Below are 13,780 nucleotides of genomic sequence, written 5' to 3'. Positions count from 1 at the left end.
GTTCCAATAGAATAGTTACTAAAACCAGCAAACAGCGGAACGCATAAATGGATTTTTACACAGGCGGCATTATCTCTTTTGGCGGAATTTTTAGCCCCAGAGACTGGGCATTTTGTGAGGGTCAACTGCTGGCCATCAGTCAGAACTCAGCGCTTTTTTCATTACTGGGAACCCAATTCGGCGGGGATGGACGAACCAATTTTGGTCTACCTGACCTGAGGGGAAGAGTCGCTCGTGGAGCAGGTCACGGGCCGGGACTTTCGCCTTCTCTCTCAGGCCAGCTGGTAGGAAGCGAACGCGTCCTATTGAACACTACTCAGATTCCAAATCACTCACATGATGCGCAATTTTACCCCACAGGCGGTGGTTCAGGACAACCAATATCTGCAACTGCAACTGCAACCGTAAAAGCACATGATGGTGAGGGAAATGCCGATAAGGCCAGCGGAAACTATTGGGCAACGGCAAAAAATGGGCTGACACTGGCTGAAAACAGCTTTTCCAGCACTTCCGACAAAACGATGGCTCAAGATGCTGTAGAAGTTGATGTAACGGTAACTGGTGGTGGCGGCATTACCGGTGGCACCGTCACCATTGGTAACACAGGAGGCAATCAGCCTTTTTATATTATGCAGCCCAGCTTAGGCATCCATTATATCATTTGTCTTGACGGCCTTTACCCTCCCAGAAATTAATCGTAAGAATCTTCCAATGAAAATGGTCGGAGATTCTCCGGCCTTCAACAGAAAAACCGGGAAAGCCATGAGTAAAAGCCAACCTGTGCCACCGCCAGCCACGACCTATGCAGACACAGCATCGATAACCGGTACCCTCAACGACATTCTGCGTGGGCAATTGGCCGGTGTTTCTCAGAACACACAGCCAGCGGCAGTTGAACCAACAGAAAAAACCGAGAGCCTTCTGACCTGCGCAGTAGCCACAGTCAGAGAGATTCTGCAACAGCCGCTGGATAAAACCAGCCTGGATTTCAAGCTGGAAAAACTGTTTGAGCACCAGCACAACATCTATAACGGCTGTGACATATCATCGGCGTTACGTAAACGACAGTATATCGGGCGACACGGGCTGGTCATGTCACCGGACTACGGCATTACCACCCAGAAAGACAGCCTGCGCGTACGGGCTTTTATCCGGGCCATCAATCATGCAGTTGCCAAACTGGTTAAACATACGCCCGGACCTTTGCATATTGTCTATCCTGCCTGCGGTCCTCTGGCTCCCCTTCTGTTGCCGCTGATCGCCTATTACCAGCAACTGGGACTTTACAGCGGGCAGGATTTGCAAATCACGCTGATTGATATGCAGCCCGGTGCGGTGGCCAGCCTGCATGCTCAGGTGGATGCACTGCAGATTACCCCCTTTATTCGTGATATCCAGCTGCTGGACGGCTGCATGTATGAAACCTCCGAGCCTGTTCACATTGTGGTGCTCGAAGCCATGCAGCACGGTTTCAGCCGCGAGGGGCATCTGGCTCTGGCCAGACATTTTGCCAGCCGGATAGAGCCAGGCGGTTTTTTCATTCCCCGTGAGGTAAGCCTGCGGGCAGTCATCAATGAAGGTCAGCAGGAGTATAACGATCAGTGGCAGGATAAATCCGGCCAGGTTTTTGCCGCCAATATGAGTCAGGAAACCCTTGAACGCCGTATCGATCTTGGGGAGATTCTCAGCCTGACGTTGGAAAGCCTGCGCAATTTACCGGAACAGGTGATTGATGAGTTTACCAGCCTGATTCAGTGCGGCACGGTAACCCTGCCGGAACTGCCTGAGCATATGAAGCACCCGATCATGATGATCTGCACCCGGGTAATTACCGGTGACAACGGTGAAGATCAGGAGATCATTGGTGAGTATGATTCAGGAATCACTCACCCACTGCCCGATATGCAGGCCTGCATCAACTTTGTCCCCACAGAGCCAAAGCCCGGGGATCTGCTGGTAAACAGTGGCGACCAGCTGACCTTCTATTATCGACTGAATGGATTGCCCGGTTTTTTGCCCGTTAAAGCATGAAACATCGATTTCAACACCTTATGTCAACAGAGCCTAAAACCAATAAATGCAAAAGGTCGTTTAATGCCCGTGCGCCATCTCAATAAAAAAAACAAACTGGTTCTATTTGCCTCCAGCATGATCGTTATTCCAGCCATTAACCAATTGCTGCAAACCGGGCAGCTGGCTGGCGTGATCGTTCCAAACCGGCAGGAGCCGGGTACTCAGCATCTGGTACAGCAACTGCAGCAGGCAGGTATCCCTTTTCAGGTCTACCTGAATGAGCAACCCGACCACATTCTGCCGGTCATTGATCAGTGGCAGGCCGACGCCGGATTGATCTATACCTTTCCCAGTTTGCTCCCAGGCAGTATCCGACAGGCCTTTCGTTTCGGTCTTTATAATCTGCACGCTTCCCCTCTGCCCAGATACCGCGGTGCCATGCCACTCTACTGGCAGATCCGCAACGGTGAAACACAAACCAGCCTGACCATTATTCAAACGGAAGATGAAGCCGATAGCGGTGACATTGTTCTTCAGCAACCGTTGCCAATCCACGACAGAGACACGCTGAATACCCTTGCCAATACCATGGCAGCCCAGGCTCCCGGTTTGATTCTGGAGTTTCTGGAGAAGCTTGCCTCTGAAGAGCTTCACCCTGTACCTCAGGAAGGTGAACCGACGCTGGCCCCCATGCCGAAACCGGAAGACCTTGTCGTTGACTGGAACGCCATGACCAGCGCTGAAATATCGGCCATGGCCAAGGCTGGTAATCCCCAGTTTAATGGGGCCGTGGTAATCTGGCGGCAATCACACATTGCACTGATGCAGGCCACCTCCGTAGCACACCCAAAGTATGGCGTTGAGCCCGGCACCATTTTGCATATTGGTGAACCCGAAGGCATGATCGTAGCCACAGTGGATGGGGCTCTGCGGCTGGATATCATCATGGTCACTGAAGGTCTCTTCAGTGGACTGGCATTTGCCGAACGCTTCAATCTGGATGCCGGCATGCAGTTTTCGTAGCACTGAATTGACATCAGGTAAAATCAAGTTCTAAAAACATCATGACTCTCCAGCATTTATCCATTCATTCGTTATCGCCACCCTCTGATCTCGAGCAGCATGCTTTCAGTCAGGGGCTTTTATTCCAGAAACAGGGTTATTACCAGGCCGCGATGGAGCATTATCAACAAGTACTGGCCATCAACCCTTATCATACTGGCGCATTGAATAACCTGGGGGTGACATTAAGAGAACAGGGACAAACTTCAAAGGCAGCTGAAACATTCAGACAGCTTGTTTCTTTAACACCATCTTCAGGGATTGCCTATTTTAACCTGGTTCAACTTCAGCCTTCACTCACGAGCACCGAGATAGACAATATACGCTGGTTTCTGCAACATCCGGATCTTCCAGAAACAGACCGTCAGTTTCTCCACTTGACTCTTGCCATTGTCTATAATCATCTGAACTTATACAGCGATGCATTTTTTCATAATGCTGAGGGTAACAGCCTACAGCGCAGTCGAATCAATTACAGCAGTAAAAAAGAATCTGCCATGTTTGATTCGATTATAGAAATATTCAACCAGCACTATTTTGATGAACAGAAAGAGTGCGAGGCATTGTCTGCAGAAACACCTATTTTCATCATCGGATTGCCTCGCTCTGGCTCAACACTGATCGAACAAATCATCGCATCACACCCACTGGCACACGGTGGTGGAGAAACTCCACTGCTGGATACCCTGCTGTCAGGCATCGTTCAAAAAGACGCGGTGTTTGAATCACTGGCTGCGCTGGATGAAGCAGCCATTCGCCTGTTGGGCAGCCAGTATCTTGAACAGCTGCAGTCTATTGCACCGGATAAAACCAACATCACCAATAAAAAACTGGATAATTATCTTTTCCTCGGGCTGATAGCTACCCTGTTTCCCAGGGCAAAAATCATTCACTGTCGACGTAACCCAATGGACATCGGCCTCTCCTGCTTCCAAACCTGGTTTCATACCGGACAGTATTTCAGCTATGACCTGCAGGAAATTGGGGAGTACTATAAAGCCTATGAGCGGCTAATGAATCATTGGCGCAGGGTGCTGCCTGTCTCAATGCTTGAGATTCAGTACGAAGCACTGGTTGCCAACCCTGAAAAAATCAGCCGACAGATTATTGATTACTGCAACCTTGAGTGGGATGAACAGTGTCTGCTATTTCATAAGAACCCAAGACCTGTTTCTACCGCCAGCGACCTGCAGGTCCGCAGGCCGCTATACCATTCATCAATAGGACGCTGGGAACATTATGCAGAGCACTTGTCGCCACTGGCAGAAGCACTGGCGTTGACCGGATAGTCCTTTGTCACTACCGGCTGATGGCAATAAACCGCCGGTATAGGTGCTTCACGACGCGCCATTATCGCCCTAACCACGTCTTCAACGGTGCCAGGGTCACGGGGTATCTGCCTGAGCCAGCGGTCTGGCCAATGTCCTGATTCCGCTCTTTGCAAAACAAGTGCCATCCAGCGCTTCCTGAGTTCAATCCACTCTCTGGAATAAACCTCGCTTTCCTGAATACCTGCTACCGGACGCAGTTCTATATAAATGGTACGACGAACACCAGGGGTCAACTTTGGCTGTGAACCGTGCAGAATCATCATGTCCTGAATCAAGATATCCCCTGCCCTGGCCGGTTGTTCTATAGTACCGGGAATGTCCCATCCATACTGTGCCGACAGGCCACAGATATCCTGTAACTCATGCTGGGTACCGGGCACATATCGCAGACAACCATCACCTTCCAGTGCATCATCCAGATAAACCCCAACATTCAAATATGGGTACCCCCTGGGATGCTGAGCCCCCTGATGCCAGAGAACAACAGGATGAGGGTGCTGCTGTTTGTACAGAATATCCATCTGTACAGGGACCGTTCCTTCCCCACCAAACTCACGGGCTACAGCCATCATCGCCGGACAGGCGAGTAGATCCAGAACGGCTTCGGGATCAGCCGCCAGTACATCATCAAAACGCATCAGCCTGGGCCCGACCGGATCATCTATCACACAGGCACCATGCAAAGTATCGGATCTTGCATGTGCCCGCAGGGCATCCTGCTCCAGTCGTGCTGCGAGATCTCGCCAGTGCTCCAGAAGTGTCTCTGGTAATGCTGATGGCAAATGGACATAACCGTCTTTTAACAGTTGCTGTTTCTGTGCAGGTTGAGTTGCAAAAATGGGCATTTCAGGCGGTAATCCTTTACTGGCTTGTTAAGCAATTATCAGAATAACAGTCTGCTAATAGATGACAATGGATGATCAAAAGAATATGGATAATAACTTCTTGCCCGATCTTGGCTGGTATCCAGTATCGCTAAAGAAAACTCTGGAAAAAATGAAGCATCGTCAGCAGCGACATTCCAAACAACCCGTCTTCAGCTATGAAGAAGATGAGCGGCTGGCGATGCCCAAAGAAATCAATCATCAGCTGCACCGTATTGAAGAACACTATTCGGAACTTGAATTGCTTCGACAATCTCAATAGCCATAAGCATACTGAGAGAGTGACACCCCCACCAGATTCAAAATAACGCAGGGAAGTGCCGTTTCAATGAAAGACTTACTACCGGATGTACCCTATAAAAAGCTGCATTTTACTATTCAGGATTTTGCCAGCCTGCAGCGGGATACGCTGAAGACTCTTGAAAATGAACATTGGATTGAGCATGTCAATCAACGTGACTATAACGGTGAGTGGCAGGTTCTTCCACTGCGCGGGCTGATCTGCCATCGCGATGCCCATCCGATCCTTCAGGCATTTCAGATATCCGACCATGATCCCGAACATTACATAAACTACCCGATCATCCGGCAGCTACCCGGTGTAGAGACTCTACTGCAACAGCTACGCTGTGGTGTTCTGTCAGCAAGACTGATGAAACTGGAACCCGGAGCCATGATCCGAACTCACAGGGATCAGGACCTCTGCTTTTCAAAAGGTCAGGTACGCCTGCATCTTTGCCTGTTCAGTAATAACGATGTGTCCTTTACCATTGCCGGTGAGGAGATCCATATCCTGGAAGGAGAGCTCTGGTATCTGAATGCAGATGAACCCCATTCTGTGGCAAACAACAGCGATACCCCACGGATTCATCTGGTCATTGACTGCCTCAGCAATGAATGGCTGCAACACCTGATTGGTATTCCAGACTCGGTAAAGCTTGATGAACTCGATATTCCTCAGCGACAGGCCTGGATAGCCAGTATCGGTCAGACCATGCTGGATCATGAGTCCGCATCCCATGACCAGCTCCGAAGAAAGCTCCTGTCGTTTATGAGCGGGTTATCTGACCTTATTGGCATGGATATGCAGCTTACCATGCCAGCCAACGATGAATTCACGCAAACCGGAAATGGCAGAGCCATCTCACCACTGAGCGCTGCTAAATGTGCGGCCGAGCAACTCCGATCGGCACGCTTTATCACGGGGATTCATCAAGCCATCTGCGACAGGCTGGAGACTCAGGGCAACATAAATATCCTCTACGCAGGCACAGGTCCTTTCGCTACCCTGTTGTTACCGTTACTGCCATTACTGGACGCCAATCGGGTTTCAGTCACATTTCTGGACATTCACCCGTTTTCCATCGACACCCTTAAGCAAATTCTTCAACTGACAGGCCTTGAGGCTTTCGCCAGTCAGTTCGTGTGCGCCAATGCCTGTGACTGGCAGCCAGAGGAGTCCTATGACCTCATTATTTCAGAAACCATGAAGGCCGCTCTTGTCGATGAGTGCCAGGTCAGTATTTTCAGCAATCTGGTCAATACTTTGAAAAACGACGGATGCCTAATACCTGAAAGCGTGACCATCAATGCCTTTGCCGTTTATGATGATCACACCACAACCCATCTGGGAGAGGTCAGCCAGCTCAAGCAGGAGACTGCACGCGCGCTTTGCAGAGGATCTGAAGATGCCCTGGATAAAACATTCAGGCTCAATCAGAATCAGCACCTGGATTCTGTGATACTGGAAACGCATATTCAGGTCTATGGAGATATGGCTCTGGGAAACTATGAGTGCAGTCTGAATAGGCCAGAAACCCTTCAGTACCAACATGACCAACCTGTGAAGACCATACAACTCAAGTATGAGACCAGTGAAAAACCTGGCTATCAATTATTGAAGATTAATTAGGGCCTGTTGACAGAGCAGGCCTGGCTGAAGTTTGTTTGACTCCCCACTCTCAACGAAGCCTCAATTACTCTGTCCGCGGTATTTTCTGAAAGACAGATTTAACCGGGGTTTGGTGCAATGTAGATCTGGCGGCACGCTGTGTTCAAAGCGTTCCTGACACCCTTCCCCCATAAATATCAGACTACCGGAAGCCATGACCAGGGAGTGAACCTTCGTGGGATCATCAAGGCTTCGAAGCACAAACTCTCTCTCCGCCCCGAGGGAGAGCGAAGCAATATGATCTGTAGGGCCAAATGCCGGTAGGTCATGGTGATAATCGATGTAATCCGCCCCGTCCTGATAATAATTACAACTGGCAACATCGAAGCAATGACCTGTTTGTTCGTAAATCCGCTCCCTGACGCCGATTAATGAATCTGTCCAGGCAGCACGGGCACCGAACGTTTCATGCAGTTTCTTAAAAGAGGTCAACTCCGGATGGCAAAACAGATAATTGCCATTTCCAGTCACTATTTCAGATCCATCAGCCATGATGATGACTCTGTTGGTCACATCAAATCCTGTCGTAATTTCGTGGTACAACGACTCTGCTTCTGCAGGGCCAAGAAAGTCAGCAATGTAATAAACTTCGCAATTTAACGGCAATTGCCTCATGCTTTCTCCCCCTTCCTTTTCTCTGAAGCACTCAACAAGGCGGCCAGAATAGACTCCTGTATCACCCGAAGCTGATCAACACACAGGCCATGCTGGTCATTAAGCCGCTCAATGGTGCCTGATAGATCAGTCAATGTCCGATGATGATGTTCGTCAGAGAGGGCTGAACCTTGCATAGACACTCTGGCGTATTCAAGAGTAACCATGTTCTTCTGCCGATCTACCTGGTTAATGGTTTCTTCGACAGCATGTACCTGCTCTTTCCATCCTGCTATTTGTGAAGTTGCAAACCAGGCTTCCGGGAACTCGTCCAGCATTCGGCAAAACTCTCTGCGTGCTCCCGTATGAGCGCATCCAAGTCGCCTGGCCCTGATGGCAGCATGACACAGTGGCTCTCTCTTATAAGCAGGATCTTCAGACATCACATCCAGAGACTGGTGATCGCGTTGAAGAATATTTTCATGCTTCATCCTGCATTGAACCAGCTCAAAAGCCCTTACCCTGTTGTATAAAACAGAAAGCGGATGGTCTGCGTCGCTCATGAGATCATTGTCCTTGTTGCATTGCGGCTTTATCACCATAATCCAGATGCATGGGGTACATATTCAGATATTGCACAACCCGAGGCAGGTTCCCAAGATTCGGTCTTGAGCCATGGGGTAACCAGTGATGCCAGATAATCAAGTCTCCAGCCTTTCCGGCAATGGGGATCGATCCCTGGGCATGCAACTCCTCCAGGTCAATCTGTGGATTTAGGCCACGATCATTGATCCAATCTTGAAACCGGTGATGAAAACCCGGAACCAGTGTTAAAGCACCTTGCTCAGCCGGTGTATCTGTTAAATACACGAGTCCTTGTGTGAACAGCGAAACCGTGTGATTAACATCAACATCCCAATGTAAATCCGGCCCCTGAAAAGCATGTATTGACGTTTGCGGAGGGTGAAAACTGCAACGATCGGCTGAGGCCCACAAATGCCCTGTATCCCAGAGTTCAGAGAAGACCCGGTGAATCATTGGGGAGCGCCTGATTGCCTCCAGGGCAGGATGCTGAATCAATCCAATCATGATTCCGGATCGGCTTCCCAAATACCAGCTGGCGTTGTCTGCTGGTGACGCACCCGCCGCTTGCCATACCGCACCACAGGCATTCATGATAAGAGCAGGATCTATCAGATCACTGATCCTGATATACCCGTTCTCATGCCAGAACTGCATATCTGAATGGGTAAGAATGGCGTTGTCAGGATTCTTCTCTGCGCGGTAGGAATATTCTGCACAGGGACTTAAGTGTTCATACTCCATGTTGAAACGCATCACCTGGTCAGGATCGGGCTCACCGGCAATATCGACAACCCATTGCTCAAACAACTCAAAGGAAGGTGTATTCGACAACAGATATTGTATTGCCTGGTGCAAACCTACACCCAGACAATCGAGCAACACCCGATCAAGATGGTATTCTGTCAACCGGTCAGGTGTTCCTCCTTCAGTCAGAGCCAGAGTTGAAAACCAGAATCTCCGGGAATGACGTATTCCCAAACGACCAACCTCAAACCCACTGGGTAACTTATCAGTAATATCATCCATGCTCTGTATCAAGCTCACTACCACTCCCCCTCTTCAATAAAGTGATGGGAAGAAAGGTAGTTAATAATTAACTCTGTACATGCTGTCAGCGAAAGCTTTTCGGTATCTATGGTTAGCTCAGGGTTTTCTGGTATTTCATAGGGTGAACTTATCCCGGTAAAGTCTTTTATTTCTCCAGAAATAGCTCTGTCATATAGACCTTTAGGGTCACGCTGCTGGCAAACAGAAATGTCGGTATTCAGATATATTTCTATAAATTCTCCGTTCTTCAGCATTTTTCGAACCAGAGAGCGATCACAGTTGAACGGCGAAATAAAGGCAGCGAGAACGATCAAACCAGCATCGACCATCAGTGAGGATACTTCACCGGCACGGCGGATATTTTCCATTCTGTCCTGATAACTGAAACCCAGATCGCTGTTTAAACCATGTCGTAAATTGTCACCATCCAGCACATACGTATGCAACTGCATCCCATGAAGCATATGATCTACTGAATTGGCCAACGTTGATTTTCCAGCCCCACTCAGCCCCGTAAACCAGAGGAGACAGGGTTTTTGCCGTTTAAGCCTGCTTCGAGCATTTTTCGGAACCATATGTCTGTGCCAATTGACAGGCTTCATAGTCATTAAAAGCGATGCTTCCTTTCAAAGTACCTGTTGTTATATTGCCTGCGGCATTTCTTTTACATTAAATTAACAGCATATACCTGATCAACTCGACAGAGCATCAATAAGATGATTGATGACAATAAAAAATATATTTTTGTAGAAAACCCTAAAACAGCAACCTATTCCATTAAACATGCACTCATGGGTGTGCAAAATATCCATAACCCCTTCGACCATCGTATTGCCACGGTTAATCATGCAATCCCTGAAGTGATTCGCTCAAAATATCCTGAAAAGTGGGAAAACTACACAACATTTGTTGTTGTGAGGAATACTTGGGATCGGGCACACTCATTCTTCTATTTTTACCGGCACACAGCAGACTCAAAAAGTTATCAGTCCATCAGTTTTGAAGATTGGGTTGACTCAGGCTGTCCTCCACCGAAAGAAAGTCACCTCAGGGCACCTATGCATAATGAGGGCCGATTTGATGACACACTCTGCCAACTCAGGTATATCAAGGATGTCGATGAAATCATCGAATTGCACAGTTTTAATCACCAGAAAAGATGTCAGGAATTACAAACGGGGCTTGACCATATAAGCTCACGGTTAAATATTCAGCCAACCAGAATCCCTGAAAATAAGAATAACTATGACCGCTCTTACCGCCCATTCATATGGCAGAAAAAAACAGTACATAAGCTGAAAGGTCAATACCAGACTGAAATAGAGCGATTTGGGTTCGAAGCTCCAGAACTCTGAAATGAATTAGTGGGTATGGAAATTTGTGACATTGAAATTGTGGATAGGCTCTGTTCAGCTTTGAAGTTGGTAAATCAATCCATCGTCAACTTTATCCAGGCCTGCTTTTGCAGGAACGTATGTACCGAACCTTTCCCTGTACGCCCCAGTTTCTGCATCGGGCTAAACGAAACGTCGACAGTTGATATTATTCCCCCAAATTTTCCAGCATTCGTAACCAGAGATGGGCAGTCATTTCAGCATCCGCCAGAGTCGGGTGAAAGACACCAGCAGTGGGTAGTCGCTTATATCGTACCAATGTTCTCTGTTTATAGTCTGGGCCATTTTGGTAAAGCCTCCGTGCCACCTGGTTATATTTCCCTACACAGTCGGCAAACTCCCGGGTCAACGATGAACGATCCGGCGCAGATTTTAACATGGTATTGGATATGCCGGTATAACTGGAAATAACGCCATTGGTAGCCTGACTTTATACGGCGTTAATGGCCAGATTAACCAGAAGCGGTGGCTTACAGGCTTTCTGGAGGCATGTATTACCAATGACATGAAGCCTCCGGAAGATTTAAGCCAGTGGATTACCTAGCAAATGAGCGAAAGTCGGCTCAACGAGTTACGTATCCACGATCCACAACCTGCCAGATAAGTCCGATTAAAAAGAGAGTGCTCATGATGCGAGGATAACTCTTTGCGTTACGGCCTTGCTGGTTCCAGCAAACAGTTACTCCAGCAACAACGCTATAAATATAACCTATTGATATAAAAGCGTTATTTCGTCTAATTTTAGCCTGAAATCAGGGACACTTTTTTCTATTACGGATATCTCTCAGATTTACCTACTCCCTGGTATTACCCAAGCCTTAAAATCTCCCATCTTTAGAAAATATCCAGCTGATCGGTTTGAGCCTCAATCTTCAGCGGATGCCATCCGGGCAAATCCTGAAAACTGTCATGAAAGCTCTTGGCCAGAAGAGGAACCTCGCGATTACTTGGGCTATGCATGAAAAAGTAAGGCTGTTTTCCTGCTGATAGCCATTCCCTCAACTTGTGCTGCCAGGGTATAAGGTACTCTTCATCACAGGTCATATCTCCCAGGCCAATAAAACGAATCATTGGAAACTGTCCGGTAGCAATTGCATGCACTGGAAGACGGGGCTTTTTAGCCTGAGCATCCCGCTCTGCTTCATTGCGTGCAGGCCTGCTGAACAGAGAACGGCTATCAAAACAGACACGGTCAATAGCCAGATCCATCAGCAACCGGTTGAGTTCGCGCTCCTCATCACCTTTGGTGAAAAAAGTCGGGTGACGGACTTCAACGGCGTAACTATAACCTTGTGGTAATGATCGTAAAAAACGCCCAAGTTCAGCCAACCGGGAAGGACAGAACGAAGCCGGTAGCTGAATCATAAAAGGGCCAAGTGAGGCCTTCAACACACCCAACCGCTCAAAAAACTGCTGCAACGCATCACTATTGGATAAATGCCCACCATGAGTGATTGTTTTTGGGAATTTAAAACAGAAACGAAAGCCGGGGTTCAATTGCGCCTGCCAACTGGCAACGGTTTCTTCGCCGGGCAAGGCGTAAAAGGTGGTATTGCCTTCCACCGTATTAAATGCGCCGCTGTAATGGTGCAAAAAATCTTTACTGGACGCATGCTGCGGGAAGAGGCCTCCCAACCAATCCCGGTTACTCCACATGGGCAGTCCAAGAAAAAAGGGAGGCTGTGACATCGTTGATCAACCTCTGGTCAGATTTCAACCTTCTTGCGGCCTGCCAGGGCATGGGCCAGGGTACCACCATCCACAAACTCAAGCTCACCACCCAGGGGAACACCATGAGCAATGCGAGTGGCCGTCACCCCGAGGGTTTTCAACTCTTCAGCAATATAGTGCGCCGTGGCCTCACCTTCCACCGTCGGGTTGGTTGCCAGGATAACCTCTTCTACCTGATTATCAGCCACCGTTTTCAACAGGTGTTCAATGCCAATATCTTCTGGCCCGATACCATCAATAGGCGACAAATGCCCCATTAACACAAAATAACGTCCTGAAAAGCCACCGGCCTGCTCAAAGGCCATAACATCCGAAGGATTCTCGACAATACACAACAGTTTTTCATCCCTGCCGGGATTGGCACAGATCTGACAGACAGGCTCTTCCGTCAGTGTACGGCAATGCCCGCATCGCCCCACCCCTTCGGCAGCCTGTCTGAGAGCAGCCGACAAGCGCACAGCCCCGTCACGATCCCTTTCCAGCAGGTGCAACGCCATTCTCTGGGCCGAACGCGGCCCCACGCCTGGCAGACAGCGCAATGACTCCATCAATTCCCTGATCATGGGGCTGAACATAAACAAAACCTGATTAACAATGATATCGCTGCCCGACACCCATTAGCTCTAAGTAACATAGCAAGCGTGTCGGGCGTAAGGAGTCTAGGAGGCTGACCGAGAATAGACTGCCCTACTGTGGTGGCAGCAAATTGGTCTAAAAAGTCGGAAATTTTTAGTAAATAGAACCACTATTCACTAAAAATTTCCGACTTTTTATCCTCAATTTTCTGCCATCCTCGCTACGGGCGCTATTCTCGGACAGCCTCCTAGAATGGCAGTTTTATACCGGCTGGAAGACCGAGCCCTGAGGTCAGCTCACCCATTTTTTCCTTGTTGTTCTCTTCTACTTTACGAACCGCATCATTGATAGCAGCAGCCACCAGATCTTCCAACATCTCCTTGTCTTCCGCAAACAGGCTTGGATCGATCTCTACCTTACGAACATCATAACGACCGGTCATGATGACCTTAACCAGCCCGGCACCGGCTTCACCAGTGACTACTGCATTGGCCAACTCCTCCTGGAGCTTCTCCATATCTTCCTGCATTTTCTGGGCCTGCTTCATCAGATTGCCCATACCACCTTTAAACATATTGACCTCTGCACAAAAAACACCAAACAGGGACCACC

Annotated in this window: 16 protein-coding genes; 7 read left to right on the top strand and 9 right to left on the bottom strand. The window is 48.6% G+C overall.

All coding sequences use genetic code 11. The features are described from left to right. Positions 1–47: 47 nt before the first annotated feature. The 4 genes from J7439_RS00915 (at position 48) to J7439_RS00900 (ending at position 4,364) form a co-directional block, all read left to right on the top strand. A complete protein-coding gene (locus J7439_RS00915) occupies positions 48–695 on the top strand; it encodes a phage tail protein (protein ID WP_209199804.1) in 648 nt (215 codons plus the stop codon). A 67-nt stretch (positions 696–762) separates the two neighbouring features. Then, positions 763–2,031, top strand: coding sequence for an SAM-dependent methyltransferase (locus J7439_RS00910; protein ID WP_209199803.1), 1,269 nt, complete (start codon positions 763–765; stop codon positions 2,029–2,031). Positions 2,032–2,094: 63 nt separating this feature from the next. Further along, positions 2,095–3,036 carry a methionyl-tRNA formyltransferase gene (locus J7439_RS00905; RefSeq protein ID WP_209199802.1) on the top strand — a complete coding sequence of 314 codons (942 nt, stop codon included), beginning with the start codon at positions 2,095–2,097 and terminating at the stop codon, positions 3,034–3,036. Between the two features lie 41 nt (positions 3,037–3,077). Further along, a complete protein-coding gene (locus tag J7439_RS00900; RefSeq protein ID WP_209199801.1) occupies positions 3,078–4,364 on the top strand; it encodes a sulfotransferase family protein in 1,287 nt (428 codons plus the stop codon). Here the strand turns inward: J7439_RS00900 and J7439_RS00895 are convergent. Continuing rightward, a complete protein-coding gene (locus J7439_RS00895; RefSeq protein WP_209199800.1) occupies positions 4,313–5,251 on the bottom strand; it encodes a phytanoyl-CoA dioxygenase family protein in 939 nt (312 codons plus the stop codon). The two genes, J7439_RS00900 and J7439_RS00895, sit on opposite strands and share 52 nt — an antisense overlap. Before the next feature lie 67 nt (positions 5,252–5,318). Here J7439_RS00895 and J7439_RS00890 point away from each other — a divergent pair, with 67 nt between their 5' ends. Both J7439_RS00890 and J7439_RS00885 read left to right on the top strand, forming a co-directional pair. Further along, positions 5,319–5,552, top strand: coding sequence for a hypothetical protein (locus J7439_RS00890; RefSeq protein WP_209199799.1), 234 nt, complete (start codon positions 5,319–5,321; stop codon positions 5,550–5,552). A gap of 66 nt (positions 5,553–5,618) precedes the next feature. Then, a complete protein-coding gene (locus J7439_RS00885; RefSeq protein WP_209199793.1) occupies positions 5,619–7,202 on the top strand; it encodes an aspartyl/asparaginyl beta-hydroxylase domain-containing protein in 1,584 nt (527 codons plus the stop codon). Between the two features lie 60 nt (positions 7,203–7,262). On the opposite strand, the gene J7439_RS00880 is transcribed toward J7439_RS00885, so the two are convergent. From J7439_RS00880 to cysC, 4 genes are read right to left on the bottom strand one after another with little or no spacing between them, the layout of a single operon-like run. After that, entirely contained in the window at positions 7,263–7,856 is a 594-nt protein-coding gene (locus J7439_RS00880) for an alpha-ketoglutarate-dependent dioxygenase AlkB (RefSeq protein ID WP_209199791.1), read from the bottom strand. Continuing rightward, on the bottom strand, positions 7,853–8,398 hold the full coding sequence (locus J7439_RS00875; protein ID WP_209199790.1) for a hypothetical protein: 546 nt from the start codon (positions 8,396–8,398) through the stop codon (positions 7,853–7,855). The genes J7439_RS00880 and J7439_RS00875 overlap by 4 nt, the downstream gene beginning before the upstream one ends. A gap of 4 nt (positions 8,399–8,402) precedes the next feature. Continuing rightward, positions 8,403–9,446 carry a phytanoyl-CoA dioxygenase family protein gene (locus J7439_RS00870; protein ID WP_209199788.1) on the bottom strand — a complete coding sequence of 348 codons (1,044 nt, stop codon included), beginning with the start codon at positions 9,444–9,446 and terminating at the stop codon, positions 8,403–8,405. Positions 9,447–9,463: 17 nt separating this feature from the next. Continuing rightward, positions 9,464–10,069 carry an adenylyl-sulfate kinase gene (cysC, locus tag J7439_RS00865; protein ID WP_286198124.1) on the bottom strand — a complete coding sequence of 202 codons (606 nt, stop codon included), beginning with the start codon at positions 10,067–10,069 and terminating at the stop codon, positions 9,464–9,466. Positions 10,070–10,183: 114 nt separating this feature from the next. Between cysC and J7439_RS00860 the strand changes: the two genes are divergently transcribed. After that, on the top strand, positions 10,184–10,822 hold the full coding sequence (locus J7439_RS00860) for a sulfotransferase family 2 domain-containing protein (RefSeq protein WP_209199772.1): 639 nt from the start codon (positions 10,184–10,186) through the stop codon (positions 10,820–10,822). A gap of 187 nt (positions 10,823–11,009) precedes the next feature. Here J7439_RS00860 and J7439_RS00855 read toward each other — a convergent pair whose 3' ends face one another. From J7439_RS00855 to J7439_RS00840, 4 genes are all read right to left on the bottom strand, one after another. Then, positions 11,010–11,240 carry a hypothetical protein gene (locus tag J7439_RS00855; protein WP_209199771.1) on the bottom strand — a complete coding sequence of 77 codons (231 nt, stop codon included), beginning with the start codon at positions 11,238–11,240 and terminating at the stop codon, positions 11,010–11,012. Positions 11,241–11,695: 455 nt separating this feature from the next. After that, positions 11,696–12,550, bottom strand: coding sequence for a DUF72 domain-containing protein (locus J7439_RS00850; protein WP_209199769.1), 855 nt, complete (start codon positions 12,548–12,550; stop codon positions 11,696–11,698). 17 nt (positions 12,551–12,567) lie between these two features. Then, entirely contained in the window at positions 12,568–13,167 is a 600-nt protein-coding gene (recR, locus tag J7439_RS00845) for a recombination mediator RecR (RefSeq protein ID WP_101746318.1), read from the bottom strand. Positions 13,168–13,415: 248 nt separating this feature from the next. Next, on the bottom strand, positions 13,416–13,742 hold the full coding sequence (locus J7439_RS00840; protein ID WP_101746317.1) for a YbaB/EbfC family nucleoid-associated protein: 327 nt from the start codon (positions 13,740–13,742) through the stop codon (positions 13,416–13,418). Between the last annotated feature and the right edge of the window lie 38 nt (positions 13,743–13,780).

It is taken from the genome of Salinisphaera sp. G21_0 (assembly GCF_017744115.1).
In the GTDB taxonomy this organism is placed as follows: domain Bacteria; phylum Pseudomonadota; class Gammaproteobacteria; order Pseudomonadales; family Endozoicomonadaceae; genus Endozoicomonas.
Note: the sequence above shows the minus strand (reverse complement) of the source record. Positions and strands in the feature narration are given on the sequence as shown.